Annotated in this window: 37 protein-coding genes; 2 read left to right on the top strand and 35 right to left on the bottom strand. The window is 38.4% G+C overall.

Translation table 11 applies throughout. The features are described 5' to 3' along the window. Positions 1 to 18: 18 nt before the first annotated feature. The 35 genes from V514_RS19635 to V514_RS0105090 form a co-directional block, all read right to left on the bottom strand. Positions 19 to 474 carry a tail assembly chaperone gene (locus tag V514_RS19635; RefSeq protein ID WP_029498769.1) on the bottom strand — a complete coding sequence of 152 codons (456 nt, stop codon included), beginning with the start codon at positions 472 to 474 and terminating at the stop codon, positions 19 to 21. Positions 475 to 543: 69 nt separating this feature from the next. After that, complete coding sequence (locus tag V514_RS0105265) at positions 544 to 930, bottom strand: collagen-like protein (RefSeq protein ID WP_029498767.1); 387 nt, start codon at positions 928 to 930, stop codon at positions 544 to 546. Between the two features lie 61 nt (positions 931 to 991). Next, a complete protein-coding gene (locus V514_RS0105260) occupies positions 992 to 1,522 on the bottom strand; it encodes a phage major tail protein, TP901-1 family (protein WP_029498765.1) in 531 nt (176 codons plus the stop codon). Between the two features lie 12 nt (positions 1,523 to 1,534). Further along, on the bottom strand, positions 1,535 to 1,948 hold the full coding sequence (locus V514_RS0105255) for a DUF3168 domain-containing protein (protein WP_029498763.1): 414 nt from the start codon (positions 1,946 to 1,948) through the stop codon (positions 1,535 to 1,537). A 4-nt stretch (positions 1,949 to 1,952) separates the two neighbouring features. Beyond that, the gene (locus V514_RS0105250) at positions 1,953 to 2,369 is read right to left on the bottom strand and encodes an HK97-gp10 family putative phage morphogenesis protein (protein WP_029498761.1); all 417 of its coding nucleotides are present in this window, start codon (positions 2,367 to 2,369) and stop codon (positions 1,953 to 1,955) included. After that, the gene (locus V514_RS0105245; protein WP_029498760.1) at positions 2,366 to 2,605 is read right to left on the bottom strand and encodes a hypothetical protein; all 240 of its coding nucleotides are present in this window, start codon (positions 2,603 to 2,605) and stop codon (positions 2,366 to 2,368) included. The genes V514_RS0105250 and V514_RS0105245 overlap by 4 nt, the downstream gene beginning before the upstream one ends. Next, a complete protein-coding gene (locus V514_RS0105240) occupies positions 2,605 to 2,931 on the bottom strand; it encodes a phage head closure protein (protein ID WP_029498757.1) in 327 nt (108 codons plus the stop codon). Before V514_RS0105240 ends, V514_RS0105245 begins: the two co-directional genes overlap by 1 nt. Position 2,932: 1 nt before the next feature. Beyond that, the gene (locus V514_RS0105235; protein ID WP_051392432.1) at positions 2,933 to 3,250 is read right to left on the bottom strand and encodes a head-tail connector protein; all 318 of its coding nucleotides are present in this window, start codon (positions 3,248 to 3,250) and stop codon (positions 2,933 to 2,935) included. 149 nt (positions 3,251 to 3,399) lie between these two features. Continuing rightward, the gene (locus V514_RS0105225; RefSeq protein WP_029498754.1) at positions 3,400 to 4,272 is read right to left on the bottom strand and encodes a N4-gp56 family major capsid protein; all 873 of its coding nucleotides are present in this window, start codon (positions 4,270 to 4,272) and stop codon (positions 3,400 to 3,402) included. Positions 4,273 to 4,296: 24 nt separating this feature from the next. Beyond that, on the bottom strand, positions 4,297 to 4,887 hold the full coding sequence (locus tag V514_RS0105220) for a phage scaffolding protein (RefSeq protein ID WP_029498752.1): 591 nt from the start codon (positions 4,885 to 4,887) through the stop codon (positions 4,297 to 4,299). A gap of 71 nt (positions 4,888 to 4,958) precedes the next feature. Further along, positions 4,959 to 5,597 (bottom strand): hypothetical protein, encoded by a 639-nt coding sequence (locus V514_RS0105215; RefSeq protein WP_029498751.1) that lies wholly within the window; start codon positions 5,595 to 5,597, stop codon positions 4,959 to 4,961. Between the two features lie 87 nt (positions 5,598 to 5,684). After that, positions 5,685 to 6,707, bottom strand: a complete 1,023-nt coding sequence (locus V514_RS0105210) for a phage minor head protein (RefSeq protein WP_051392431.1) — start codon at positions 6,705 to 6,707, stop codon at positions 5,685 to 5,687. Continuing rightward, positions 6,688 to 8,136 carry a phage portal protein gene (locus tag V514_RS0105205; protein WP_029498749.1) on the bottom strand — a complete coding sequence of 483 codons (1,449 nt, stop codon included), beginning with the start codon at positions 8,134 to 8,136 and terminating at the stop codon, positions 6,688 to 6,690. Before V514_RS0105205 ends, V514_RS0105210 begins: the two co-directional genes overlap by 20 nt. A gap of 13 nt (positions 8,137 to 8,149) precedes the next feature. Beyond that, a complete protein-coding gene (locus V514_RS0105200; RefSeq protein WP_029498748.1) occupies positions 8,150 to 9,478 on the bottom strand; it encodes a PBSX family phage terminase large subunit in 1,329 nt (442 codons plus the stop codon). Next, the gene (locus V514_RS0105195) at positions 9,468 to 10,364 is read right to left on the bottom strand and encodes a terminase small subunit (RefSeq protein ID WP_029498747.1); all 897 of its coding nucleotides are present in this window, start codon (positions 10,362 to 10,364) and stop codon (positions 9,468 to 9,470) included. The genes V514_RS0105200 and V514_RS0105195 overlap by 11 nt, the downstream gene beginning before the upstream one ends. Before the next feature lie 88 nt (positions 10,365 to 10,452). Beyond that, complete coding sequence (locus tag V514_RS0105190) at positions 10,453 to 10,866, bottom strand: RusA family crossover junction endodeoxyribonuclease (RefSeq protein ID WP_035944323.1); 414 nt, start codon at positions 10,864 to 10,866, stop codon at positions 10,453 to 10,455. A 66-nt stretch (positions 10,867 to 10,932) separates the two neighbouring features. Then, the gene (locus tag V514_RS0105185) at positions 10,933 to 11,250 is read right to left on the bottom strand and encodes a hypothetical protein (protein WP_029498742.1); all 318 of its coding nucleotides are present in this window, start codon (positions 11,248 to 11,250) and stop codon (positions 10,933 to 10,935) included. A 550-nt stretch (positions 11,251 to 11,800) separates the two neighbouring features. Beyond that, positions 11,801 to 12,361 carry a sigma factor-like helix-turn-helix DNA-binding protein gene (locus V514_RS0105175; protein WP_029498741.1) on the bottom strand — a complete coding sequence of 187 codons (561 nt, stop codon included), beginning with the start codon at positions 12,359 to 12,361 and terminating at the stop codon, positions 11,801 to 11,803. Between the two features lie 15 nt (positions 12,362 to 12,376). Then, positions 12,377 to 12,577: a hypothetical protein gene (locus tag V514_RS20510; RefSeq protein ID WP_029498739.1), complete on the bottom strand. Its 201-nt coding sequence runs from the start codon at positions 12,575 to 12,577 to the stop codon at positions 12,377 to 12,379. Between the two features lie 103 nt (positions 12,578 to 12,680). Beyond that, on the bottom strand, positions 12,681 to 13,475 hold the full coding sequence (locus tag V514_RS0105165; RefSeq protein WP_029498737.1) for a hypothetical protein: 795 nt from the start codon (positions 13,473 to 13,475) through the stop codon (positions 12,681 to 12,683). Next, positions 13,456 to 13,653 carry an XtrA/YqaO family protein gene (locus V514_RS0105160; protein ID WP_029498735.1) on the bottom strand — a complete coding sequence of 66 codons (198 nt, stop codon included), beginning with the start codon at positions 13,651 to 13,653 and terminating at the stop codon, positions 13,456 to 13,458. Before V514_RS0105160 ends, V514_RS0105165 begins: the two co-directional genes overlap by 20 nt. 100 nt (positions 13,654 to 13,753) lie before the next feature. Then, positions 13,754 to 13,942 carry a DUF6877 family protein gene (locus V514_RS0105155; RefSeq protein WP_035944321.1) on the bottom strand — a complete coding sequence of 63 codons (189 nt, stop codon included), beginning with the start codon at positions 13,940 to 13,942 and terminating at the stop codon, positions 13,754 to 13,756. A gap of 2 nt (positions 13,943 to 13,944) precedes the next feature. Continuing rightward, entirely contained in the window at positions 13,945 to 14,742 is a 798-nt protein-coding gene (locus tag V514_RS0105150; RefSeq protein ID WP_029498731.1) for a hypothetical protein, read from the bottom strand. Between the two features lie 71 nt (positions 14,743 to 14,813). After that, positions 14,814 to 15,563 carry a hypothetical protein gene (locus V514_RS19630; RefSeq protein ID WP_029498729.1) on the bottom strand — a complete coding sequence of 250 codons (750 nt, stop codon included), beginning with the start codon at positions 15,561 to 15,563 and terminating at the stop codon, positions 14,814 to 14,816. Further along, positions 15,563 to 15,838: a hypothetical protein gene (locus V514_RS0105140; RefSeq protein WP_029498727.1), complete on the bottom strand. Its 276-nt coding sequence runs from the start codon at positions 15,836 to 15,838 to the stop codon at positions 15,563 to 15,565. The genes V514_RS19630 and V514_RS0105140 overlap by 1 nt, the downstream gene beginning before the upstream one ends. After that, a complete protein-coding gene (locus V514_RS20335; RefSeq protein WP_161630170.1) occupies positions 15,792 to 15,959 on the bottom strand; it encodes a hypothetical protein in 168 nt (55 codons plus the stop codon). The genes V514_RS0105140 and V514_RS20335 overlap by 47 nt, the downstream gene beginning before the upstream one ends. Next, on the bottom strand, positions 15,959 to 16,447 hold the full coding sequence (locus V514_RS0105135) for an IDEAL domain-containing protein (RefSeq protein ID WP_029498725.1): 489 nt from the start codon (positions 16,445 to 16,447) through the stop codon (positions 15,959 to 15,961). The genes V514_RS20335 and V514_RS0105135 overlap by 1 nt, the downstream gene beginning before the upstream one ends. Before the next feature lie 18 nt (positions 16,448 to 16,465). Beyond that, positions 16,466 to 17,302, bottom strand: a complete 837-nt coding sequence (locus V514_RS0105130) for a DnaA ATPase domain-containing protein (protein WP_035944318.1) — start codon at positions 17,300 to 17,302, stop codon at positions 16,466 to 16,468. Then, positions 17,214 to 18,032 (bottom strand): DnaD domain protein, encoded by an 819-nt coding sequence (locus V514_RS0105125; protein ID WP_051392430.1) that lies wholly within the window; start codon positions 18,030 to 18,032, stop codon positions 17,214 to 17,216. Before V514_RS0105125 ends, V514_RS0105130 begins: the two co-directional genes overlap by 89 nt. Positions 18,033 to 18,391: 359 nt before the next feature. Then, positions 18,392 to 19,195 (bottom strand): ERF family protein, encoded by an 804-nt coding sequence (locus V514_RS19625; protein ID WP_029498718.1) that lies wholly within the window; start codon positions 19,193 to 19,195, stop codon positions 18,392 to 18,394. A gap of 106 nt (positions 19,196 to 19,301) precedes the next feature. Further along, the gene (locus V514_RS0105110) at positions 19,302 to 19,628 is read right to left on the bottom strand and encodes a hypothetical protein (RefSeq protein ID WP_029498717.1); all 327 of its coding nucleotides are present in this window, start codon (positions 19,626 to 19,628) and stop codon (positions 19,302 to 19,304) included. Next, on the bottom strand, positions 19,625 to 20,149 hold the full coding sequence (locus V514_RS0105105; RefSeq protein WP_029498716.1) for a hypothetical protein: 525 nt from the start codon (positions 20,147 to 20,149) through the stop codon (positions 19,625 to 19,627). The genes V514_RS0105110 and V514_RS0105105 overlap by 4 nt, the downstream gene beginning before the upstream one ends. A 63-nt stretch (positions 20,150 to 20,212) precedes the next feature. Beyond that, positions 20,213 to 20,536 (bottom strand): DUF771 domain-containing protein, encoded by a 324-nt coding sequence (locus V514_RS0105100; RefSeq protein WP_029498714.1) that lies wholly within the window; start codon positions 20,534 to 20,536, stop codon positions 20,213 to 20,215. 15 nt (positions 20,537 to 20,551) lie between these two features. Then, positions 20,552 to 21,277, bottom strand: a complete 726-nt coding sequence (locus tag V514_RS0105095; RefSeq protein WP_029498712.1) for a Rha family transcriptional regulator — start codon at positions 21,275 to 21,277, stop codon at positions 20,552 to 20,554. A 13-nt stretch (positions 21,278 to 21,290) separates the two neighbouring features. Further along, entirely contained in the window at positions 21,291 to 21,515 is a 225-nt protein-coding gene (locus V514_RS0105090; protein ID WP_029498711.1) for a helix-turn-helix domain-containing protein, read from the bottom strand. A gap of 159 nt (positions 21,516 to 21,674) precedes the next feature. Here V514_RS0105090 and V514_RS0105085 point away from each other — a divergent pair, with 159 nt between their 5' ends. After that, positions 21,675 to 22,076 carry a helix-turn-helix domain-containing protein gene (locus tag V514_RS0105085; RefSeq protein ID WP_029498709.1) on the top strand — a complete coding sequence of 134 codons (402 nt, stop codon included), beginning with the start codon at positions 21,675 to 21,677 and terminating at the stop codon, positions 22,074 to 22,076. 79 nt (positions 22,077 to 22,155) lie between these two features. Continuing rightward, a complete protein-coding gene (locus V514_RS0105080; protein WP_029498707.1) occupies positions 22,156 to 22,533 on the top strand; it encodes a hypothetical protein in 378 nt (125 codons plus the stop codon). The last annotated feature ends 129 nt before the right edge of the window (positions 22,534 to 22,662 follow it).

The following is a 22,662-nucleotide window of genomic DNA, read 5'->3' as shown; positions in this document are numbered from 1 at the left end:
TTTCTAACTGTTCAAAATCTATTCCTCGATTTCCGCTTTGAGTTTTTGCATCATGTCGTAGGCTTTCTTGTTCTGCTCTTTCTCCTCGTCCGTCGCCCCAAAGTCTTGCATCATTTCGATGTTCTTCCAAAACTCTTTGATCGTTTTCTTGAAAAAACCGCTTGTCGATAACTCGCGATAAATTTCTTTTAGAAGCGGCTCTGTATCGCCATCTTGTTCGATACGTTCCTCTAATGCTGTTTCAATTTCAGCGATTGACGGGCGTTCTTTTAGGTGTGCAAGTGCTGCATCCCAATACTGTACGATTGATTCAATTGAACCTTCGATAACACCCGATAAGATGTTTTCGATACCTTGCGCGTATTTGTTCGCCTTTTCGATGTAGTTACCATAGTTTTCATTCGCATATCGCGCCATAGCAAATGAAGGTTTACCAGTGTATTTCTTATCTTGAATAGTTAAAGTTAATGCCATAATTAAATGACCTCCTAGTGTTTTTTAAGTATAAAAAGGAGAGCCGAAGCCCTCCATATTGATATGTCATTAAGCTGTTGTTACTGTAATTGCTACCGTTGATGCATCTGAAAGAGTCGCTGTACCGCCCGTTACTTTACCGTCAACGTCTGTTGTAAGTGCGATAGCTGTAATAGATAAGCCATTCGCACCCTTTGCACCGTCAGCACCTTTAGCACCTGTTGCGCCTGTATCTCCCTTGTCACCTTTAGCGCCTGCTGGACCAATTGGACCGGTATCACCTTTAACACCTTGTGCACCAGTTTCACCCTTTGCTCCTGTGTCGCCTTTTGGACCCTGCAAACCCTGTGGCCCTTGTTCGCCTTGCACTCCCTCGATTAAATCGTGAAAGTCAGCTTGCGTAGGCTTTGCGCCTGTGACAAAGATTGTTTTTAATTCTGCTTTTGTTTTAGCCATGTGGACCTCCTACTGAATTACAAATGTTGAACCGATAGCCGCATTTCCGATTGCGGCAGCACTAGGGTGTCACTGTGCCTTTATGATCTTTACCATATTCACCTGTGAACTCACCTGGTTTTTCGAAGCCATATAACGCAAATTCGATAACTGCATCTGGTACATCTGCTGTATCAAGTTCACCTGCTTGTGTTTGGCCAATTACTTGAAGTGTTGTTGATAATTCTTCAAAGCCATCTGTTGACCCTGACTTTTCAACCGATTCAACGATTGTATATGCAAAGTTCGCATCATATTTACCTGCAGCATTTTTATTTGTGTTTACTTCCCAAACTTTTAACTGCTCTTTGTTTTTAATTGCATCTAAGATAGCCTTTTGACCAGCATCACCCGTTTGGCCGTATGCAGTTACTTCGAATGATTCAGACGTATTGCCATATTCAACTAAACGCCCGAATTTTGTTTGCTCGTCAATGATTTCTGTTTCGATTGAGTATGAGCTTTCTGTTTGATTTGCGATTAAATACGCTGCTGTTCCTAATGCATCTTTTGCTCGTTGTACTAATAAAATCGTATCTTTACCTTTGTTCATGTATGATTCCTCCTAAATTTTCGTTAATGTGTATTCAAATGTTAAAACGCCATGTCGTAGTACCCCGTCAATATCATCAAATACGCTTATGCGCACCTTTTTGACGTAATCCACTTCATAGTTCGTGACAATTAAAAAAGCCGTTAGCGCATCGCTAACAGCCTGTAATAGTTTGTATGATTCCGTCTTGCCTGTTTTATTGCTCCAAGTGTGAATCGTAAGTGACGTTTCCACTGTTTCTTTCAGCTTCACATCAAAATCCGATTCGCTCGGCTCACCAATCACGATATAAGGAAATGGTGCATCGTTAGGCACCGCATCATACACACCTTTAAATTTTGTATCTTTGTAAACTAATGCTTTTACAGCTGCATCATTAACTAAGCGTTGATAAACAGCCGTATGCAATGCTAAAAACGAAACCACCGTATCAACCTCCTATTGCTGCAACTGCTTTAGACCAATATTTTTGACCCTCTTTAAGCGATGGGAACCAAAATGGCTGTGCTTCTTGACCGCGAGTGAAGACGAACTTGCCGTACTTATCACTGTAATACACCCAGCCATCTTCATTGCCGCCTTTTGTAGCGTAAATACCTGTACCGTATTCAATGTAAATTGCCCACTCTGCACCGACTGTGACAACAGCTTTTAAGCCGCCATCTAACACTTCCACCTCAATTGACTGGCGCAAGTAACCGGTATCAACCGGCGCCAATGCTCTAGCTTGCGACTGGATAAGATTGGCCGTATCAATTACAGCACGTTTTGCATCATCGAGTACGCTATTTCCCCAACGCTCAATTGCGCGCTGTAGCTTATTTGAACCAAATTGCGTAATGCTCATTGGTATAATCCCATTCCAACGCTTTTCAATATTTGTTTTTTCATATCGTCTTTATAAACTACTCGACGTTTCCCGTTTTGAAAAATCGTTGTAGTTTCGCGAGCATATGGTTGAGCTACAGGAAGGACAACATCCTCAACTACAGACTTCATAACACTTTGCATTCGTTTTACACCACATTTTTTACACTGTTGCTCTAATATTGCAGTTGTTTCCCATTCATGTTCGCATTTCATTATCTCACCCTCTTTAATGCCACACGCATAATTTCATGCATGCCGCCCTGGTCCTCTGCATCTGTTTCAACTTCATACTCAACACCTTTGAAGCGGATGCGGGTATTTGGTTTAACGTCAGCACCATACGCATAATACATATAGCGGTCTAGTTGATGTTTAATCTGCATCGCATTGTATTTTTCAGTTGCACTTGGTGTATCAATAAAGCATGCAAATGCATCGTATAACGTGAGCCACTCGCTATCTTGCGCATTGCCCAATTCATCTTCTATTCCTTCTGCAAATCGCAATACAACTACTTTATGTGGAAATTCATCGTACACGCTACCACCTCAACTTCCTAAAAGGATTTAGCAACTGTAATACGCTAGAAGGTAACGATGTTGTATATGCGTAGCTAACAGTTCCCATTGAGCGTGATACTAACCCCGCTTTATTGGCATAGTATTGAATCGCCTTTGCAACAAATACCTGTACACCACTATTTGTAACCTCTAACGTAGCATTACAATAATCACAAGCTATCTCATAATAAATAGGAGCAAGCATTTTATAATGTTCTAGCCGCTCCGGAGTCAAAATATCACTATTCAAAGCAATAAGCTGTTGAACTTCAATCTCAGTAACTTCCCATGCCATCATCCTTCACCAGCCTTTTTAGGTGGTGTGCGTGGTTTACGTGGCTTGGGCTTCACTTCCTTTTTAACTTCTTTTAAATTCACAGGAAGCGGCTTTTCATGATACCTTCGCAACAACATACAATCCCTCCCCACTATTTTTCTAATGATTTACTATGCCCCTGTGAATTTCACAACACCCTTATCATCTTTAAGGTTTACAACATAGTGTCGATTCGCCGCGATTACTACTGTGCGTTTTAGGATGTCAGCGTCCTTATTAACGCCAACATCTTGTTTTAGAACAATTTCCACAGCACTCGTAGGATCTTCCGATTCTTCTGGAGCGGTTGTAGAATAGATTTGCAAGTACCCTTTACCAGCAGCCACACGGCGAGAGCGTTCAATTGCTTTTAATCCCAATAGCTCTGATACTTGGCCCGATGTTAACGCTCGTTCCTGTACTGTTCCGCCAACAGTTAAAAGATTTTGCACAAGGGTTGTGTAATCTGCTGGATTCATAAATAGTACTAAATCTAAATCCCCTTCAGAATCGAATACTGTAACCGCTTCAAGGATTTTCGCTGGTGTTGTAGGAGAACCACTAACTGTTTGTAAAGCTGTATCAAGTGCAGCAATATAATCAATTTCCACTTTGTCAGCCATCGCAATCGCAAGTTGACGTTCCGCTTCACCTACTGTTCCACCAACATTTGTGATGATAGCCTTCTCTGTAATTTCCACCGCTTTACCCGTTTCTTTTACAGCAACTTCTGTTGTTGTCATAGACATTTTACTTGTGTCCATTGGTACGCCCTCTGTTAAATCTTCTGCGGCACCGATATAACCATACTTAGGACGAGTAATTGTACTACCTGGCTGACCTACAAGTGTCGTATCTAAATCTGCATATTTTGTAAATTTAATGGCATTTTCCATTTTCCCTGCAATAGCTGGTGCCATGACTTCTGGATCTACTAAATCAGATGCTTGTGTTTGAGCAAAGAATTGCAAATTCAACTTGGCCAATAATTGTGATGTATTCATTTATAAAACCTCTCTTTTTTCAATTTATTTTAGTTCTTGTAGCAAATTCGGATTTTTGCTAATTAAATCCATTCGTGTTTCATAAGATTTTTTAGCAAATTCTGCTTTTGTTAAAGTCTGTGATTGACCACCTGAACCAAGTGGAGGCGTGCCACCCTTTAAGCCATCTGGTACGAATAAATAATCATCTGACTTCTTCAGTGTTTCTAATTGCTCTGACAGCCCAATCAACTTATCTCCATCTAACGTGATGGCTTCAGTATTTAATAACGCTTGTACCGCTTTAGGATTCTTTGCTTTTGCATCACGTAAAGCGTTTGAAAGTGCGTAGTCATAATCTTTTTGCTTCAGCGTTTGCTCATACGATGCTTTTTCATTTGCATTCTGTTCTTGTAGAGCTGTAATTTGTGCTTGTAAATCTGTGTTCCCAGCTGCTTGATTTTGTAATTCCGTAAGTTGAGTGTCACGATCAGTAAGTTGCTGCGTTAAATCTGTTACTTTGGATTGCTCCGCTTCTAGTACAGATTTTTCTACATACGAAGCCGCGTAATTATCTACAATAGTTTGTGCTGTCTCTTCGTTAATCCCCAATGCAAGTAATTCTTCTTTTGTCATAGTGAAGCTCCTTTCCAATTTTGTGCATAATAAAAAAGCCTTTTATATCGTCATGCTCAGGACAAGTTCTCTTATGGTTTTAATAAAATATATTCTATTTCTTTTTCAAACTTTTCTTGAAAATCCTCAATATAACCGTTAGTTAAATACATTTTATGATTAACATGTTTTAAAAGATTTTCTCTTTCTAATGACTTGAAATGTTTTTCAAAAACATATATGTCATCTACATATCGTAGACAATGATGCACTTCGTATTCATCAAATCCCAAGGTTTTCATATACACCATATTTTTATAAATTTCTTTCTCTTGTTTTTTGTTTTCGTTATAAATTCCACATATATCATCTTTGTGATGAGAATAAAAATTTATACTTTCATGACTTGGATTCTTTTCAAAATATTGTTTAACTAACCTTTGATAATCATATAAACCTTGTCTTATTTCTGTCGTACAAGAAATAATTTCTTGAAACTTCTGAAGCTTTAAATCTACTATTTTCATACTTTCTTGCTTCTTAATTTGTTCCCTTGCGATAAAAAACGCACTTAATCCTCCGGCTAAACCACCAAAAAGGCTAAAAACAGCGCCTGCTAAACTTAAACCGCTGTCTTCTCCAAACATATCTGTCATAGCTAAAATTGAAATGATTAAAAGAATGACACTAAAAGGTAACACGGTTCCCCAAAATAATTTTCCATAATTCAAACTCCTTCTCCCCCCAAATATTAACATTATATAACAAATGCAAATATTTGGTTTGCAAATTCTCAAAATCTCATTTCAGTGCAGTATCTACACGCTATTTTTGCTCCATTCTTCATATGTTTTAAATGTTGTAACCTTATTAGGTGGCAACACTTCTTTATCTGCTTTCTGATACGCTTTCGCATATGTGTAGCCATCTTCCATATACTTATCAATTAGGTCTGTTAATCGTTTTTGATACGTTGCATCTTTGTAATCTCGACCTCTACGCACGGCTGGCAACTGCCCATCAATGAGTTTAATCTTCACGCAGCGGCAATTGATGTCCATTTTCGCTACGCCCCACATTGTCGGTCCTTTTGCCTTCATTCCTTTGAAATGAAAATAACCATCCGCATCAGCTTTTTGTCCATCCAGTTTACGGTGCTCATGCCGTGTTCGTGTATCAAGTGTTGATAGCCATATACATTCAATATCAGCGTATTTGCGCATCTCCTCTGTGACTGCTTCGTCTGCTATCGACATTGCTCTAGCACCTTCTGTACGTGCCACGGTGCGTGCTTTGTTTTGACTAATACCAATTGCATTTTCTAACCGCTTCGCCATCTTGAAATACCCTTCACCAGCCAAAAGTGATTGCGATATTTCGATTTGTATTTTACGAATTGTTTCATTGCGATGCACCTCTAATATTTTAGGCAAACATAGCAACTCAATTGGATTGGCTAGTGCTGCTGCAATAACATCTTCACCTGGTAAGGTAAATCCATCTTCAGTTCCTTGATAAACTTGAAACAAATAAGCTGCCATCAGGTACTGTTCAACATAAATGCGTTGTTGAGACATTTCAATTTGCTTTACAATTTGCTTGTAATCTTCATTCAACTGTTGCGCAATGCGTTCGAGTTCCTTTGCTAGTCGATTATATTTATTTAAATCTGTATAACTACTCTCATCACTCTCAACGAACTTACTATACATATTACTAAGCGTTGCCAGAATCTCTTTTAAACGCTTTCCAAGTAGTTCATCTACTTCACGCTCACTCTGTGCAATCAGTTCGTCTAGGCGCTTGATAATGTCTAGTTGATTATGAATTTGTTTCGGCATCCGCTTCACCTTCTAACGAACCGAAGCGGGTACTATATGCGTCTAGTTCAGAAGCTTTCTGATTCTCTAGCCGCTCTTTCTCCTGTGCCACATCGCGTACCCAAGGGTGATTTTCAAGTATAGTTTCATCTGAAATAATCCCTTGGGAGTCTCTAACCATTGTGATAATTTCCGCTTCATTTGTAAGGAGCATTTTATTAAAAGTAAAGGTGACGTCACGATAATCAAATTCACCAACGCGTGCCAATTCACAATAAACGCCAATAAAAAACATGAACTCACGCAATGCTAGCGTAAATTTCCGCTCCAACATTGATGCTTTCATGTCTAACAAAGAATATAAATTTTCGAGCGCTACGCCAGAAGGCGCATCTCCAATTACATCAGGTGATGGATCTACACCCTGACCGGATGTAATAATGTTTTTCCGCAGTGTTTCACCTTGTAATTGATAAGCAGCTGTCGGCACTTCTGCTGTAATAGTTCGCAAATCGGAGCCTTCATCTGGCGATAACTTAACAGCCTTATACCGCTTCAAATTCTTCTGAAACTCCGCCAGACTTTCTCCTTCATAACCAATCAATGCATAAATCAGTTCTTGCATATCTACTAATGTATTTTGTGCATCACTCACTAATTTTTCGTACGCATCAATAGCCGCTTTATTGAAGTGTAAATCACTTAAATGCTCGCTGTTATTTGCGAAGCGGATAAATGGCACCTTGCCCCATGATTTCCCTTCTGTACCCTCAGCATTCGTGAAATGTGGTGCTGGATTCAGTTCTCGTTCAGCATCCAAGTACATTTCGCCTTCAATCATTTCATAGTAAGTGACATCTACATCTGTCCATACTTCTAATTTGATGTGCTCCTCTGCATATTGATAAAAACGGATAGCCGCTGTTAGCTTATACCGTCTGTTACTGTCGTAAATAGGAATAACTTGTTCCGCTTCGGCAATCATATAATCAAATTCGCCATCTTCATTCACAAACGGATGGAGCCATTCTACGCCTTTATTTGAGGCATTTTTAATTAGCTCTGGTAGTGTATCTTCCCATTCCTCCCCAATAATCGTTTCAAGCAATTCCAGTTGCTCTTGGTTATCGGAGCGGCTACCGAAAGACATAGGTTCTCCTGCTAAATAGGCGACTTTTTGGTCCACCAATACTTTGTGCATACCGCTAGGAACTTTTTCATTCGTCGCTTCCTTATCTACACTCTTGCCACCATTGCTGTACGTGTAAATTTCACGTTCCATAATATCTGATTCGTTCCAATAATATTTCTGCCCCTGTAGCATTTTAGAGCTATCAAACGCTTCATATAGACTTTTCACCGTTTCGATTTCTTTAGGCGCATCATTCTTAATCTGTGCAATTAGTTCATCTGCATATGTGCCCGCTCCAAAATCATAAATATTATGCATATTCTTACCTCTCTCATTTTAAGAATGTGAATCCTGGTCCTGTCATAACAACTTTATTTATGAAATATCTATCGCCATCCATCTGGTGATCATTCTCTTTAATTGGCTTATCTTCACCTCGGTTTGCTGCCTTTTCATCCCAAACATACGAAGAAAACTCTCGAAATGTTTCTTTACAGCAATCGTTGTACTTAATAAGCATCCGCTCCAATGCAGTAGCTACATTACGAATCCCATCTACTACATCATTTTTCGCTTTAATTACATGGTGCCCACGTTTCTTTAGCGCCGTAATAAATGAAGCGGCCGATGGATCTACGATAATTCCTTTGAAATTTGTAAGCCCATCGATAAATGTTGCCATATCATCACAGTACTGCTCATCTGTTTTTTGTCTGCCTTTCTTACGACCATCGTAGTGATACTCTTTCACCTTGTACCAAATATCTCCACAGAAACCCCACAAACCAAATGTTGTTGGATTCTTTGTACCATAGTCACAACTGACATAAAACTTCTCATATGGCCGCTCCTCTGTTTTTACAACATGCCTATCCTTCTCAAACATGTCATAAATAACACCTTCTGCAAGCACCCATAAGCCTAAGATATAGCGCTTATAGAAAACACCGGAATACAAGCGTTTATAGCGTTCCTTCACTTTTTCTGAAAGCGAAGGGTTATCATCCATCAAGAAATGAATTTGAAATAGATTCTTTTCTTTTAATTTATCTAGAAACTCTACTTTGAACCAATGATATGGACCTGCTGGGTTACAGTTAAACCAAAATTTAGCACCTTCTACAGAACAACGTGCCGTTGCCTGGTCTACGAAGGAGCGGGGCATAAGCGCCACCTCGTCAAAAAACATTCCAGCTAATGTAATCCCTTGGATAAGGTCTTGAGAACCTTCATCCTTACCGCCAAAGTAATAGAAATAATTAACTTGTTCACCTTTTGTAACAGTGAACATATTTTCGGTACGTTGTTCTTTTACGGTATACCCTCGTGCACGCAGCATTTTTTGAAGCGGTTTGAATACGTTACGTCTAAATGAACCAATCGTTTTACCAGCCATACCGAGGTTTTCATCGTTAAATGTTTCCATGGCCCACATGACGAAAGAAAGTGACATCACAACCGTTTTGCCTGCTCGCACCGAGCCATCACAAATAATGCCATCATAATCTTTATATGGCGAAGCGGCATGACACCACCAAGTGAGCACCTTCTTCTGTTTAGCACTAAAAGGAGTAAATTTAAAAAGCGCAGGCTTCTTTTTTCGCCTACGCTCCCGCTTCTTACGTTGTTCTGTTAATAGCTTCTTTACATTAGTCAGCATCCCAATCCACCTCCACACCTTTCAGCGCTTCAATGAATCCATCATCTTCGTATTCGTCATGATCGTCACCATTTGCTTTACGAATTGCAATCAACTCTTTTTCAATTTTTAATTGCTTCAGCTCATTATCATTAAGCAAGTCCATATACTTCGTCAAGAAATCGAGTGCTTTCATTTTGTCGGCAAGCTTCACCGTCACGCCATCTTTGCCTTCTTTGATTTCTGTCACAATCGATGTGTCTATATTCGAAGCGGATTTCAAATGAACGTAGTTCACATTGATTTCCTTATCCTCGAATACTTTTTTATCGTTCGCATCTCGCCCAACAAATACGTCTGGAATCAAACGTTTCTCGGTGCCCCATGCCACGTAGTCGGAGATATCTGCAAATGCAATATCAATCCACTTCTGCAGCACTGCACGAGACTCAATCATGATGCCATCTGCAATGTCCTGTTTGATTGCGCTGATTTCCGCGCGTATCTTATCATTTCTCAGCAAGCGACTGCCATTGGACATAGCCTGCATGTAATCACAGTCATAAACCTTTTGATAGGCTTTCGTGGCATTCCAATATTTTGTGTAGTAACGACAAAAAAGCCACTGTTTATCGGTTAAATCACTGTTTTCCTTACTTAGTGATTCTTCTACGATAGACAGCCGCTCCCTAGTTGATTCTTCTGTATGTGTCTGCTTCTTTTTTGTGTGCACACCTTTTTCTTTTGTGTGCACACTTTTTTTATCCGCTTTCTCATTGGTTTTATTCCATTTGCGTGTTTTCCACGACTTCACTGTATTGATTGTGACATCGTATTTTTTAGCGATATCTTTGTACTTCATGCCATTGTCATAATCGACTTTAGCAAGTTCATATTTTTCAGCCATTCATGTTTCACCACCTCTTTCCTTCCTAGCGCCAGTAGTCAGCTATCTTTACCAGCGCTCTTTTTAAATCTATATAGACTAACTAGTTCTAATATTTAATCGTAACTACTGCATATGGTTCGACTGCATAGTATTTATGCATAATTAAGTCAACCACTTGTGCATCATCTATCCACATCATGCCTGTGAGCGCGTCCTTAATACCTTTTGCAAGGTTGTCCAAATCTGGCTTAACCGTTGGACGTACACGATGCGCTAACTTATCCGCCTTTAGTTGTTTACTACCGCTCTGTTGCAACTTGTGAAATACATCGATATGCAACTCAATCGCTGAGTCAATCAGTTGCTCAGGTGCATAACGTGCAGCGCATTTTTGTACGTGCGCTTTATAAGTACGCGACTTTTTATCGTCATATGTACGTACATGGCCATTATGTCGTGAAAAGCGCGGACGTTGTTGTGCTTGTACTGGTCCACCAATTGTAAATTTGATTTCGTTCATACCATCATCCGCTCCCCTCTGTTTTTAGGCATAATAAAAAGCACCTACCTAAGTAGATGCCACTTATTAAAAACCTAGTTCACTTTTAAGTTTATTCATTGCGTAAGTTTGGACAGCGCTCTCGAACAACTCTTTCCAATCTTTAAAATTTGTATGTTCTTCGACAAATCCATCTAAACGAGCCACTTCTTCATCACTTAGTTCTTGTTTAACTTCTACTGGCAATTCATTTAAAAAAGCTTCTACACTATCGAAATTCGTATTGTCATTAACAAACGAATCATTAAATAAATCTTCAATAGTGATAGCGCCGTTAATACTTTCAGCAGCTTTCCCGATGTGCTTTGTAACTTCATTAAAATTACCTCTAAATTTAACACCCATATTTTCACCTCCTAACTCAAAACCAGCAATACCGAAACAGTTCCTTCTACTTACCCAGTAACATATTTTTTAAATAACCCTGCAGCAACTCCTAAAATAGAAGCTCCTGCAAAGAATACTAAAATTGTACTGATATTTTCTTCTGTAAACAGCACACCAACTAAATCCAATTAATCACCTCCTAACCTCAAAATAACAATATTAGGAAATGACGTATATCAACTACTTGACTTGCATGACAAAAGTTTGACTATAAATTATGTATACCGCTCCTGGACAAGAAGCGGCTTGAGAGGTGCAGTCATAAGTAACCGCAGTATAGCGCCTGCTGTGATGCATACTGTTTATTTAATGGCGCTAGTATATGTATGTGCCGCACGTGGCGGCTTGATGATTAGTCGCTTAACATGTTTGCCCTGAACAGCAATTGTGAGTAGTGCACAGGTAACTCTCCTTGTCGAAGCGGCCATAAATGATTGCGTGCTTGCTCACGCATGAGAAAATGTTGCTCTCACTTATATAGAATCCGTAAGGCAACGTAAGGCAAGATTTACGAAGTTTTCTTTTGTAGGCCCTCTTTGACTTTTGAGCGAGCACGTTTAATATATGATTGAACAGTACCTTTACTTACTTTTAATTCGTCTGCGATTTGTTGAAAACTTTTTTGTTCAACCGTATGAGCAATGTAACAAAGTCTCTCGCGATGACTCCACATACTATAAATCTTTGCCAGCTGCTTTTTTTCAGCGCTCGTCATGTGCAGCTCTTTTGTATTGATATCATATACTTGCTCTGCAATGTCTGGAATCACATCAAGCGATTCGAAAAATTGACGCTGGTATACTGCGTGCTTATCCGCTCCACGCTGTAAATCAGGGTTACGACCTTTTTCCATCCAGTCCATTGCGAATACCATTGAGTTCTCCATGCTATTTAGAATAGACTTCTTATCTTGAAACGGTGAGATATTTGTTGCTTCGCACTCTTCTGCAACTGCTGCTCTCTTAACCGCACGCAAGTCGCTTAGACTATGATCGTACTCTTCCAGCAACTTGTCTGCCCAGTTTTCTAATTCTTTACTTGTATAGTCGTGTTCTTCTATCGTCGTCATTTCTACAACACCTCTTTATTTTTGTTTGATTACACCTTTTCGTCGTGCATAGCGTGGACGGCGTATACCCATTAGCTCTTCAATTTCATACCTTGTTAAGCTTTCAAGCTGTTGCTTATCCGCTTTTTTAGGTGAATTACATTTATTCGTTAGTTGTTGTTCATTGTCATTCGTCAAAGGGTTAGTGCGTTTGATTTCATCTTGTAGTGTTCGCATACATTCACTCCTTTTTATTTTGGCAATAAAAAAGAGGACAACAAATGCCAGTAGCTTTTGCTACTAACAAATGTTGTCCTCCAGATGGCTGGTAGAACATTTATTATTTCATTTCAATATTCCAGGCAGATGGATGATTTAAATGCATAATATTATAGACTTGTAAATTTTCTTGTTTTAGTAAAAAATTTTTAAATTCATTGGCTCCTACATCTACAGCAGTAGTTGATGCATTTATGATAATAACTTCTTTATCTACTTCAAGAAAATTATTTAATCTATTCATAAAATCTTCTTGAACCTTTTCAGCACGCCATATTTTCTTAAAAATATTATCTCTAATTATAGGATAAGTGTTCTTTTTATTACCTAAAAATGACCCTAATGATGTCTGATAATTCACTCTATTAATCAATACATATTCAAAATCTTTTTGATTAGTTAAGAACTTAAAAATCGAGAAAAGATTCTCTAAATTTTTTCCTGTTTCTCCATTTGCTGCCTTTAATGGTTTTAAAACATCTGTAGTTAAAAGAGTTCCTTTTTTATATTTATTTTCTTTTAACTCATATTCATCTATGTGCGGAGACTCCAAAATAATTATATACCTTTTACTATTTTTTGATGCATTATTTACTATTCTATCATGTACTTTAAAACAATCTTGAAATGGGTTGACTTTAAATTCATAATAATCAGCTTTCTTTTCAAAAAATGGACTTTCATTTAAAACTTCCAAAATCTCTGGAACATAAGCAGCTTCACTTTTTATATCAACAACTTCATTAATTTCTAATGAATCATTTCGAATATTCACTTTCATTTTTAATTGTTCATTATTTGTTACTTCAATGATAAAAATTCCTCCTTTCAGAAATTCAAAATTCTTCCCCCTCATCCCAGCGCAACCGCTTCACTTTTCCCTGATGCGTAATGATTTTTGTTTCTGCATGCTCAGGTAGCTCTGAAACCTTCGCTTGACCCTTAGAAACAACAATCACACAATTTTCAGGTAGTTCCATTATATCAACTTTGAGTAATCCTTCATTACTAATTTCTAATTTTTTCATACGCATTATGTAATTCCCCCTACAGAATAAATTTGGTATAATAGATTTGCGAAAATCATGTTTTTGTAGGGAGAAGCGTTTGTAGCGGTAACTACAAACGCTTTTTTTATTTATTAGCATGTTGCGCATGTCTTACGTGCTTCATATAGCAAAGCTGTTTTTCAACATATGGATCATCTTCTTTACCACCACTTGATGTCCAATCCGTTAGGCGCTGCTGTATATCTTTTAAGACTGGAAGTGGCATTTCATTAATTAATTCTTCTATTTGTTCCATTGGTGTTTTAATTATCATCACTATAAAACCTCCATGCTCTTCAATGTATTAAACATGCCATTTGTATATATATCTGCCGCTCCGAGTGCAACGACTACCCAATACGGTCCATCAAGCATTTGTTCATACGCTCGTAATTTGCTTGGCTCCACGCCTAATCGATATGACAGTGCCACACCTAGCAGCGCGTTAAATGTATCGCTTTGCTCTGTAGCAAATTGTTCGTCCAGTAACCAGCTATCGTATGCTAAAGATGCCCCGGACACTTTCTCGTATACATCAGGAACCGCTGTGATGTAGGCAACAATTAAATCTGATTCTGTTACAATATCAAACTTGTATTGCTCTGTGATAGCCGCGAAGTTTTGTTCATGTTGTTCATGTAAAAACATTAGCCGCCCTCTTCCTGCATCCGCTTCTTCCATTTCTTGTTCTATGCATGCGTCGTACATTTCATCTTCAATAAAATCGAAAATCGTCATTTGATTTCGTTCCCATTCTTCTTTCAGAAACTTTTTATAGCAACGGCGACCATAACCAATCGGCGTCCACTTCGTATCTTTTAACTTTCTGCCACATCGCTGGCATACAATCCCTTTAGCGAGCTGTATATCACGAAAGCGCTCATAAAATGTATGTGTGATGAAAACCTTGTGCTCAGCATCGTCATATACATCAAATAGCTTCATTTCGTTATCCCATCGCAAATATTTGATTGCACCATTTTTTAACGATTCATCATTTAATAAAAAGTGCGTTAAATCTTGTTGCACTTTCGCGACGTAATGCTCGTGATGTACTAATTCGTTTCTACGCATAGTGCCGCTCCTTACTCCATCCCACCCACCCGTTTTAATTCAACAATTCATTTTCGGTCCATGAATGTCGCTCAAAACAAACTTAACTGTTCTGGCGCTCGTTCTGTTTCAACCTTCTCTGTTGTTTCCTCGACTATTTCAGGAAACCTAAATTGATTGAACGGTGCCGTTATTGCTTTTGTTACAACTTCACTATTGCTATATATCGCTATAATCGTAGTTAGCTCCCATTTCCGTCCGTTTAGATGTTCGACCTGGTCGCCTACACTGAATGGATTTGACAATGCTTCAAACGCTTCTTTATATTCATTGACCAGTGTATTACGTGAATCATAATCATCTAGCTCTCTAAACATTTTCATCTCTGCGCTAATTTCTTCGATCGAACGTGGCTGTATTATTTCTACACTATGCTCAACAAATGAATCAAAATTATTCAGCAAAGAGCACCCTCTAAGTTGTGTCATCTGAGGATCAGCATAATAAAGTGCGTGTGTACGAGCAGGCCGAACTTTCAGATAAAAAGTATCACCTTTGCGTCGCATTGGTTTTAGCTTTTCACCGTAATCACTAATCATAATTGCGCTATATAAAACTTCGGCCTTTAAAGCCGCACATACTGCTGGTTGTGGAGTAACAACCGGCGCTTCTTCTATCACTTCCATTACTTCAAAGAGTGTCTTGCGATAGATTCCAAAAAATGAACCTGCTCTATTAAATAAGCTTGCATAATAATGTGTCTTACTGTGCTCAAACAAATAATATTGTTGTCCATCGACTAAATTACTTGATGAACCTTCGTTAATGCAGATACCTTGCATTACAACCACTCCCGCCACTTATCCATCACACGATATCCGTCCAACTGTAAGCTCATTACGTCTACATCACGCTCAGATACTTCTATGATTTCACGGCCTTTACGCACCTTGTAAAATACAACCGGCACTTTCGGACGTGCTGCAGGACGTTGTACTTGTTTATCCATGTCCTTTCGCTGTTTATTGGTCGTGCGGCAAAGATTACGACGGTTGTAGCGACGTTTATAGCTATGTTGTGTGACTGCAATCCCGTGCTTGTTTGAATCGTTTCTCATTTTCTCTCTCCTTTTCATGCGCCTTATCTTTTTCGATAAGGAATAATTGTTCTGAAATTTCTGATTTTAATAACTGTAGCGATTCCTGTAATTGCTTCGTTTTCTTTTGAATCGAATGCATTAATTCGCTTCCTGTACTAACTGATAGAATAATTCTGCATCGCGATTATCCAAAGCTGAATCAATCGCTAAAAGTTTTGCATGTTCTGTTAGCAAAGTTTCCGCTTCTTCTAAAGCAGCAGTAAATGCTAAAAGCTCTTTTACGCTTTTTTCAGACGTTTTGTTACTAATAGGTCTCTTAATATCCAAATACTCATTAAGCTTTGCACGTGCAACGTCTGTCATCTTAGCGACTGTATTTTCAACTTTATTACTCACCAATGTACGGTATCGAAGAAAATCTCTTAATTGCACCTTTATTTTTAAGAAGATGTCGTGTAATGGACCTAGATTGACTCTTTTACCAGCTGTGTTGATGTACCACACATCCAAATCAAAATTACGTTCACTCGTTTGAACTAATTTAATTGTGTACGTACGGTCAATTGCTGCGTTTAAATAAATCCCTGTATCACTTGAAATAGATGAACCATAAAAATTGATTTTCATATTCTTCTCTCCTCTGAATTACTTGAACAATTTACGCATGCGCCAATTGAGCATGACATCTTCTTCGATTTGCATTGTGTAATCGCCACACATTTCAAATAATCGACTTCCTAATGCTTCGTTAATTGAAAGTAAAGTGGCAAAGTCTAGCTCACTCGATAACAGAATCGGTTTATTGTTGAGATAGCGATAATTAATGATGGCCTGCATCACCTTTTGCTCGAATGGTGTAGCGCGCGGCAATTGAATCATATTTCCCTCGCGATCTTCTTTAGTGGCTGGTTTAAACAAGTCATCGATAAACAACACTTCTGCTTGCTGCGCCTTTTTGATAATGGTGTCTTTATGCTCGTAATTGTTTGCACTCATTGATTCTGTCATTTCTACGAATGGAAAATACATAACTGGTACAAAGCACTCTCGCATGAGCCCATTTGATACAGCGGATAACAAATGCGTTTTACCGCAGCCAACTTGGCCAACAAATGCGATGCTATTTTCACGTGTGCTACGGATGTCTTTAAAATGCTTATAGTAATCCACTGCAAGGCTTCGCATTTCTTTTCGAATGTCGTTGTCCGTTTGATAATTTTTAAAGCCCATCTTTTGGAACTCTGCGGTAATTTCAGAAGCAGTTACAATACGCTCAATCTTACGTTGAATAGCACAGGTGCATTCCACCCACACTTCCTCGTCACGAATTACTTGGCCGTTTCCAAATACGTCTGCTTCACGCATTTCAGTCCATCCACCTTGGTCTTTGCACTTATCGCATTTGTGAGTTGTAATTGGCAAGTCCAGGGTACTTTGTTTGTTTTTTAGTGCCGCTAGTACTTCTTCGATTGTTTTGACCATGTTGCTCACGCTCCTTTTGTTGTAAATAGTTTTGCAAGTCTATCGCTGTATGAATATTTTCAGCAGCCCAATTTTTAAGGATTTTGCTAATTAAGCGTAAAGGCTTCTTCACATTCTGATTACTACGTGCTTCTTTAATAGCTTCGATAATGAGATCTTTTTTATAGTTATCCACCATGTCACCTAAATCCTCTTGATCAAAGCCCCCACTAACTAACCCGAAATTCTGTTCATAGATACTAAGAACTTCTGCAAAATCAGTATCTAACGGAAGGTCTGTATGTTGGTTTGTCAGTACTTGGTTAGTATCAGTATTTGGTTTATTCAATACTTGGTTAACATCAGTACTTAGTAGTGTCGGATTTACCACTTGTGGTTCTTCCATAAGTGGCTTTTCCATTTGTGGACTTTCCACTTGTGGAGAATCCGTAAGTGGAATTTCTCTTACAATTGTTTCCCAAGCTATTATTTTTCTTGTTTCCGAATCCTTTATAGGTTTTCGTTCAACATATCCACAATCTTTTAACTCTTTTAATCCACTTCGAAAAGCGTCACGACCATCTTTTGAATGTTTTACTAATTCATCTATATAGAACACCCAATCATCTGGCATCGAAAGCATATATGCTATAATTCCTTTTGCTTTCCAAGAAAGCCTTTCATCATTCAACGCTGTTCGGTTCATCACAACATAATTATTATTTTTTTCTACTCGAATAATATTGCTCACTTTTCTTACTCCTCCTTATGCCAAGCCAACGCGCAGTAAACTACTACAATGGCTAGCGCGCCTAACATACTTACACACATAACCATGATTTCTTTTGTGGCTGTAAGTGAAAGCACATACAAACCAACACTTATCATTAGCAGCAAGTAGACTACAAAGCTAACATCCTCGACTGCATTTTCTGTCGCAAACATACGATATATCCTTTTTAAGATTTTCATGTTTTAGGACCCTTTCCACTTTTATATTAAGTGCCGCTAAACGCTCGATTATTTCGGCAAAATTGTCTTTAGTCGTACGTACTTGCTTAAACGTATTTTCTAAATCTTGTTGCAGTTCTATTTTTTGCATTACCACGCTTACGCACCACCTTTTTGACGGCTTTTAACAAGCCCGTCAAAATATATCAGCACACCGCTTGCTTGCGTAAATGTGAGGGCCTTTGTTGATGTACCCTCCGGAATATTGCAGGCGTAGCAAGCCGACTCGAATGCTGTTTGTTTGTCCTCCACTTTTGGACCTGCAACGATTTTTAGCGCATTTTTAAGTTTTTGCGATTGCACCTCAGTTATGAGCTTTTCGCCATCCTTATTTGCACGCGCCGGTTGTTGCTGCATTGGTGGCTGTGGATTACGATATTGCTGCTTTTGATACGGTTGCTCATACTGTCGCTGTTGTTGATTATTGGATTGATTATTGTGTTGATTGTAGTCAGGATCTTCATTGTCAGTCGGTAAGTTAAATGACTTTATCAAAAAGTACCGCTCCGCATACGTCAGTGCGCTACCTATCGCTTTGGCGACATCCTCATTCGTGGCACCATACATAAAAGGAACTTCCAATATTTCTGATGGATTGTCTGCATTTATCCACGTATAAGTCATCTTTCCATAAACCTTAAATTGCGTAGATGTTTTTCCTCTACCAGTCGTAACTTCTTCTCTTTCTACATTCTGTGTATCGACTCGCGGAAAAAGAAGAACCCCTAAATTATTCATAGATTCTTGAATACCTGATAAAATTTGTGAACCTGTTACATACGAGTATTTGTAGCCCTCACCATCTTTTCGTAGCGCTGGAATATGCTTACGCACCTCTACTAGCTTCTGAAAAAGATTTAATGTGCCGGCCGTTTGAACTTGCCCTGCATCATTTGATTCCATTAGGTTTGCCCCCTCTTATTTTGTGGTATACTTTACGTAGTTATTTTTATACAGTAGGCGACTTGTTCGCCTATGACTAAGGCCGCTCTCGTAAAGCGGTCTTTTTTTATTCGTTGCAACCCAAAAACATATCCATCGATAAAATCCAGTGTCCATGAAGGACCGTTAAATAACCTTCTTTTTGAAGTAACTCCAATACATCTGTAAACTTCCACCGACGAATCATTACAGCAATTTCTTTATCACTTAGTTCATCTAAAGCTGCATCTTTTACTTCACTTGCGGGTGCATCCAACTCGAAATGCTTGTAGTACATGTTGTAATGACTTAGGATTCGTTCCTCCGTCCAATTCAGGCGCATATCCTGCTCTGTTTGCCAACCCTCGCGCTCTTTAATTGCTGCCAAGCGCAAATCAAATTTTGAAATACTCATTTTAACCACCCTTTCATTTTCCAGTGCAGCATCAAAGCTCTCATTCGCTTTTTAATACTGATTTCGTAATCTTGTTGCAGCTGAATCACGCTATTCTCTAAAAAGAAGCGGAGCGTTAGTAACCCATCCATCACATCCCTTATATCTTTTAGATTTTTTTCATCAATTTCTGATGGCATTTTAGAAAAATCAACTTGTTGGAGAAGCGCATAAACTTCTTTTTCTTGATTTTTAAATTGATTGAGCAATACCAAGCGATGCATATCAAATCCAATTCCATCTAATACAGGCGGCGTAAAGCCGTCTGTAAATTCATGCGTAATACCTGCGATATATTTTGCATTATCGTGTATAAGCATGCTTTCCTTTGCTGTTTCCTGTGACATGGCACGATCCCCAACCTTAATCCTACTAATCGCCGAATTACTATAATTCAGCTCTACAGCAAGTTGCGTATTGGGGATTTTTTCATCCTCAATAAGCTGTGTTAATGGCTTCTGCGCATTAATTGCTTTCTTCATTTCCCTCACGCCTTTCCAAACGTCATTTAACAACTGTATTAATTACATGGTTTTTGGTAATAGTTATAGGGCCTTGAAAATATCCTTGAAATGAAATTCTAAAAACTCTGTCATTTTAGAAGCAAGGAAGGTCCATTTCTCGCCGGACGACCTTGGATAGTAAACAAATCCACCTTGTTCAACATCAAGAACTTTACGAAATTTAGGATTGTATAAAATATTGTCTTTAATCCAAGGACCGCGATAACCTGTGCGCACTTCTATATCTTTCAGTGTCCAATAACGACCCGCTACTGCTTGTTCTTTCAAGTCGGCAAGTTCTACCTTTGAAATGAGAATATGATCCTCTGGAATAGGAATTGTTAAATTCACTGCTAAACTTTGCATTTTCTCACCACCTTTCTAGGAATTAGTTTGATTAAAAACAGCCAGTTGCAATTGACGATTATGCACAGCGATGTCGTACCTCATTGATGATGACGGTTCCCAAATGCTTAGGAAAAACCTCGCTTCTTCGAATTGTTTCGCTTGAAGCGCACGATACGTTGGTAAATCGAACTTGTTTTTAAAGTCGCGCCAAACTGTTGGAAATACCTTTTTGGACATTGCTTTATATGCTGGCGAATCATAACCACCGAGCGCTTTTAGCACACGCTGTTTGGCCATATCCTGTAACTGTTTCTCCTGGTGAGTGTTAATGCGCATGCTGTCTTTCAACTCTTGCACATCTTGTTTGATGTCTTGCACTTCTTGACGTGTATCGAGTGCAGCTTGTAATGCGAGTGCGATTGGATCCGCAGGTAATGCTGTTTGTTCAGCCGCTTCCATTTCGTTAAAGCGTTCAATGTAAGCAACCGCAAATGCTGTTCCTTCAATACCGGACATACGGTTTCCGTAGAGTTCACAGCCTTGCTTAGTAAGGTGGAACATTGGATACTTCTGATTATTCTGTTGATGAATATACGTTGTTTCTTTGAAGTAAAGGGTATGCTGAATTTTCAGCACCCCTAAGTCAGATGAAATTTTACGAATATCTTGCATTACATTTTTATGTTCGCGCCCTACCATCTCAGCCACTTCAATTGAAGTGATAGTTTGCGCTGCATATGTTACTTGGATGTTTGTCATTATATTTTCTCCTTTACACACTTTTTAGTAACGTTACGTTACTTTTATCTTCAAAAAAAATAGTCCAGTCAAAATCTAATGCTTCAGCAACCCTTTGAGCGACACTAGGACTAGGGTTTCTACTTCCTAGCTCAATCATAGTGTAGTACTCTCTAGAAATATTACACTTTCTAGCTACAATACATTGCGTAAAACCTTTTGAATTTCTTTGAGATATTAACCAATATCGTTTATTCAATCAATACACCACCTTTTTTGTAACGTTTTGTTACATTAATAATAGTTTCATTTCGTGACATTGTCAATAGATTTTTCTAAATATGTTTCGTTTAGTTACAAAGACTTTAGAGTAACTAAATGTTACATTATAATATAGGATACAGAAGGAGGGTTTTTTATGATCGGTGAAAAACTCGTACAATTAAGAAAAGAGAAAAAAAGAACGCAGCAAGAAGTAGCTGATTACTTAGGGGTTACTAGACCTGCATATACAGCTTACGAAAAAGATTCAAGAAACCCTGATTACGAAACTCTAAAAAAGATAGCCACTTATTTTAATGTAACAACTGATTATCTATTAGGTAATAGCGACATCAAAAATCCAGAAGAAATTACTTACGCTGGCATCAAGAACGATGAGTATGCTGCACTTACACCTTATCAGAAGGAAGTTATGGATTTCTTTATGAATAGCGAAAGTCTTTCATTTCATGATAAGCCTGAAAATCTACTGGATGCTTTAGAGGAATTCGAGATTTTTTATGAAATGCTGAAAAAACGTGAAGAACGCAAAAAATAGGATGCACAATGAATGCATCCTATCTTTTGGTTATATATTGTAAATATTTATCATTAATTTGAGAGGAATGAATCTAAAAATGAAAAAGACTATTTTAAAAGTTACTGCTGCTCTAGCTCTTGGTGCTACAATTTTCGCTGGTCCTACTTCCCTTCCCAATGATACCTCTACTGTTACGGCGAAGTCTTATTCTTCACCAAAACCAGGAAGCTGGAAAGGCTTTAAAAAAGTGAAGATCAAACAAGATATTTATATCTACAAAATGAAAAAAGGTCCTTCTCACGCTCAGGACTATGTATTAAAGAAAATAAAAGTTAAAAAGAATACTATGTTGAAATTAGAAGGCTGGTGCATGAGTTGTGGTGGATCATACCCTGTAAAATCTTCTAAATACAAATGGACCAAAACAACTTATTATCAAACTTTTGCGGACCAAAATAAGAAGTTTTGGTATTAAAGCAGTTTCTTCAAAAAAGCTAATGGCTTTGAAATAGTGAATACCATTAGTCATTAATAAACAGTGCAAAATAAGATGCGCTATCTAGCGCATCTTATTTTTTAATGAATAGTATAGAAAGATTGTATT

Source organism: Kurthia huakuii LAM0618, from assembly GCF_000505545.1.
Taxonomy (GTDB): domain Bacteria; phylum Bacillota; class Bacilli; order Bacillales_A; family Planococcaceae; genus Kurthia; species Kurthia huakuii.
The sequence above is the reverse complement of the archived record's forward strand: the minus strand, read 5'-3'. Positions and strand labels throughout refer to the sequence as shown.

Coding starts and splice junctions, on each gene's coding strand:
- V514_RS19635 (WP_029498769.1), bottom strand. CDS start 474: ATGGCATTAACTTTAACTATTCAAGATAAGAAATACACTGGTAAACCT.
- V514_RS0105265 (WP_029498767.1), bottom strand. CDS start 930: ATGGCTAAAACAAAAGCAGAATTAAAAACAATCTTTGTCACAGGCGCA.
- V514_RS0105260 (WP_029498765.1), bottom strand. CDS start 1,522: ATGAACAAAGGTAAAGATACGATTTTATTAGTACAACGAGCAAAAGAT.
- V514_RS0105250 (WP_029498761.1), bottom strand. CDS start 2,369: ATGAGCATTACGCAATTTGGTTCAAATAAGCTACAGCGCGCAATTGAG.
- V514_RS0105245 (WP_029498760.1), bottom strand. CDS start 2,605: ATGAAATGCGAACATGAATGGGAAACAACTGCAATATTAGAGCAACAG.
- V514_RS0105235 (WP_051392432.1), bottom strand. CDS start 3,250: ATGATGGCATGGGAAGTTACTGAGATTGAAGTTCAACAGCTTATTGCT.
- V514_RS0105225 (WP_029498754.1), bottom strand. CDS start 4,272: ATGAATACATCACAATTATTGGCCAAGTTGAATTTGCAATTCTTTGCT.
- V514_RS0105220 (WP_029498752.1), bottom strand. CDS start 4,887: ATGACAAAAGAAGAATTACTTGCATTGGGGATTAACGAAGAGACAGCA.
- V514_RS0105210 (WP_051392431.1), bottom strand. CDS start 6,707: ATGCCGAAACAAATTCATAATCAACTAGACATTATCAAGCGCCTAGAC.
- V514_RS0105205 (WP_029498749.1), bottom strand. CDS start 8,136: ATGCATAATATTTATGATTTTGGAGCGGGCACATATGCAGATGAACTA.
- V514_RS0105200 (WP_029498748.1), bottom strand. CDS start 9,478: ATGCTGACTAATGTAAAGAAGCTATTAACAGAACAACGTAAGAAGCGG.
- V514_RS0105195 (WP_029498747.1), bottom strand. CDS start 10,364: ATGGCTGAAAAATATGAACTTGCTAAAGTCGATTATGACAATGGCATG.
- V514_RS0105190 (WP_035944323.1), bottom strand. CDS start 10,866: ATGAACGAAATCAAATTTACAATTGGTGGACCAGTACAAGCACAACAA.
- V514_RS0105185 (WP_029498742.1), bottom strand. CDS start 11,250: ATGGGTGTTAAATTTAGAGGTAATTTTAATGAAGTTACAAAGCACATC.
- V514_RS0105175 (WP_029498741.1), bottom strand. CDS start 12,361: ATGACGACGATAGAAGAACACGACTATACAAGTAAAGAATTAGAAAAC.
- V514_RS20510 (WP_029498739.1), bottom strand. CDS start 12,577: ATGCGAACACTACAAGATGAAATCAAACGCACTAACCCTTTGACGAAT.
- V514_RS0105165 (WP_029498737.1), bottom strand. CDS start 13,475: ATGAGGGGGAAGAATTTTGAATTTCTGAAAGGAGGAATTTTTATCATT.
- V514_RS0105160 (WP_029498735.1), bottom strand. CDS start 13,653: ATGCGTATGAAAAAATTAGAAATTAGTAATGAAGGATTACTCAAAGTT.
- V514_RS0105155 (WP_035944321.1), bottom strand. CDS start 13,942: ATGATAATTAAAACACCAATGGAACAAATAGAAGAATTAATTAATGAA.
- V514_RS0105150 (WP_029498731.1), bottom strand. CDS start 14,742: ATGCGTAGAAACGAATTAGTACATCACGAGCATTACGTCGCGAAAGTG.
- V514_RS19630 (WP_029498729.1), bottom strand. CDS start 15,563: ATGCAAGGTATCTGCATTAACGAAGGTTCATCAAGTAATTTAGTCGAT.
- V514_RS0105140 (WP_029498727.1), bottom strand. CDS start 15,838: ATGAGAAACGATTCAAACAAGCACGGGATTGCAGTCACACAACATAGC.
- V514_RS20335 (WP_161630170.1), bottom strand. CDS start 15,959: ATGCATTCGATTCAAAAGAAAACGAAGCAATTACAGGAATCGCTACAG.
- V514_RS0105135 (WP_029498725.1), bottom strand. CDS start 16,447: ATGAAAATCAATTTTTATGGTTCATCTATTTCAAGTGATACAGGGATT.
- V514_RS0105130 (WP_035944318.1), bottom strand. CDS start 17,302: ATGGTCAAAACAATCGAAGAAGTACTAGCGGCACTAAAAAACAAACAA.
- V514_RS19625 (WP_029498718.1), bottom strand. CDS start 19,195: ATGGAATCAAATGATGCAGGGCAAGTTCAAACGGCCGGCACATTAAAT.
- V514_RS0105110 (WP_029498717.1), bottom strand. CDS start 19,628: ATGAGTATTTCAAAATTTGATTTGCGCTTGGCAGCAATTAAAGAGCGC.
- V514_RS0105105 (WP_029498716.1), bottom strand. CDS start 20,149: ATGAAGAAAGCAATTAATGCGCAGAAGCCATTAACACAGCTTATTGAG.
- V514_RS0105100 (WP_029498714.1), bottom strand. CDS start 20,536: ATGCAAAGTTTAGCAGTGAATTTAACAATTCCTATTCCAGAGGATCAT.
- V514_RS0105095 (WP_029498712.1), bottom strand. CDS start 21,277: ATGACAAACATCCAAGTAACATATGCAGCGCAAACTATCACTTCAATT.
- V514_RS0105085 (WP_029498709.1), top strand. CDS start 21,675: ATGATCGGTGAAAAACTCGTACAATTAAGAAAAGAGAAAAAAAGAACG.
- V514_RS0105080 (WP_029498707.1), top strand. CDS start 22,156: ATGAAAAAGACTATTTTAAAAGTTACTGCTGCTCTAGCTCTTGGTGCT.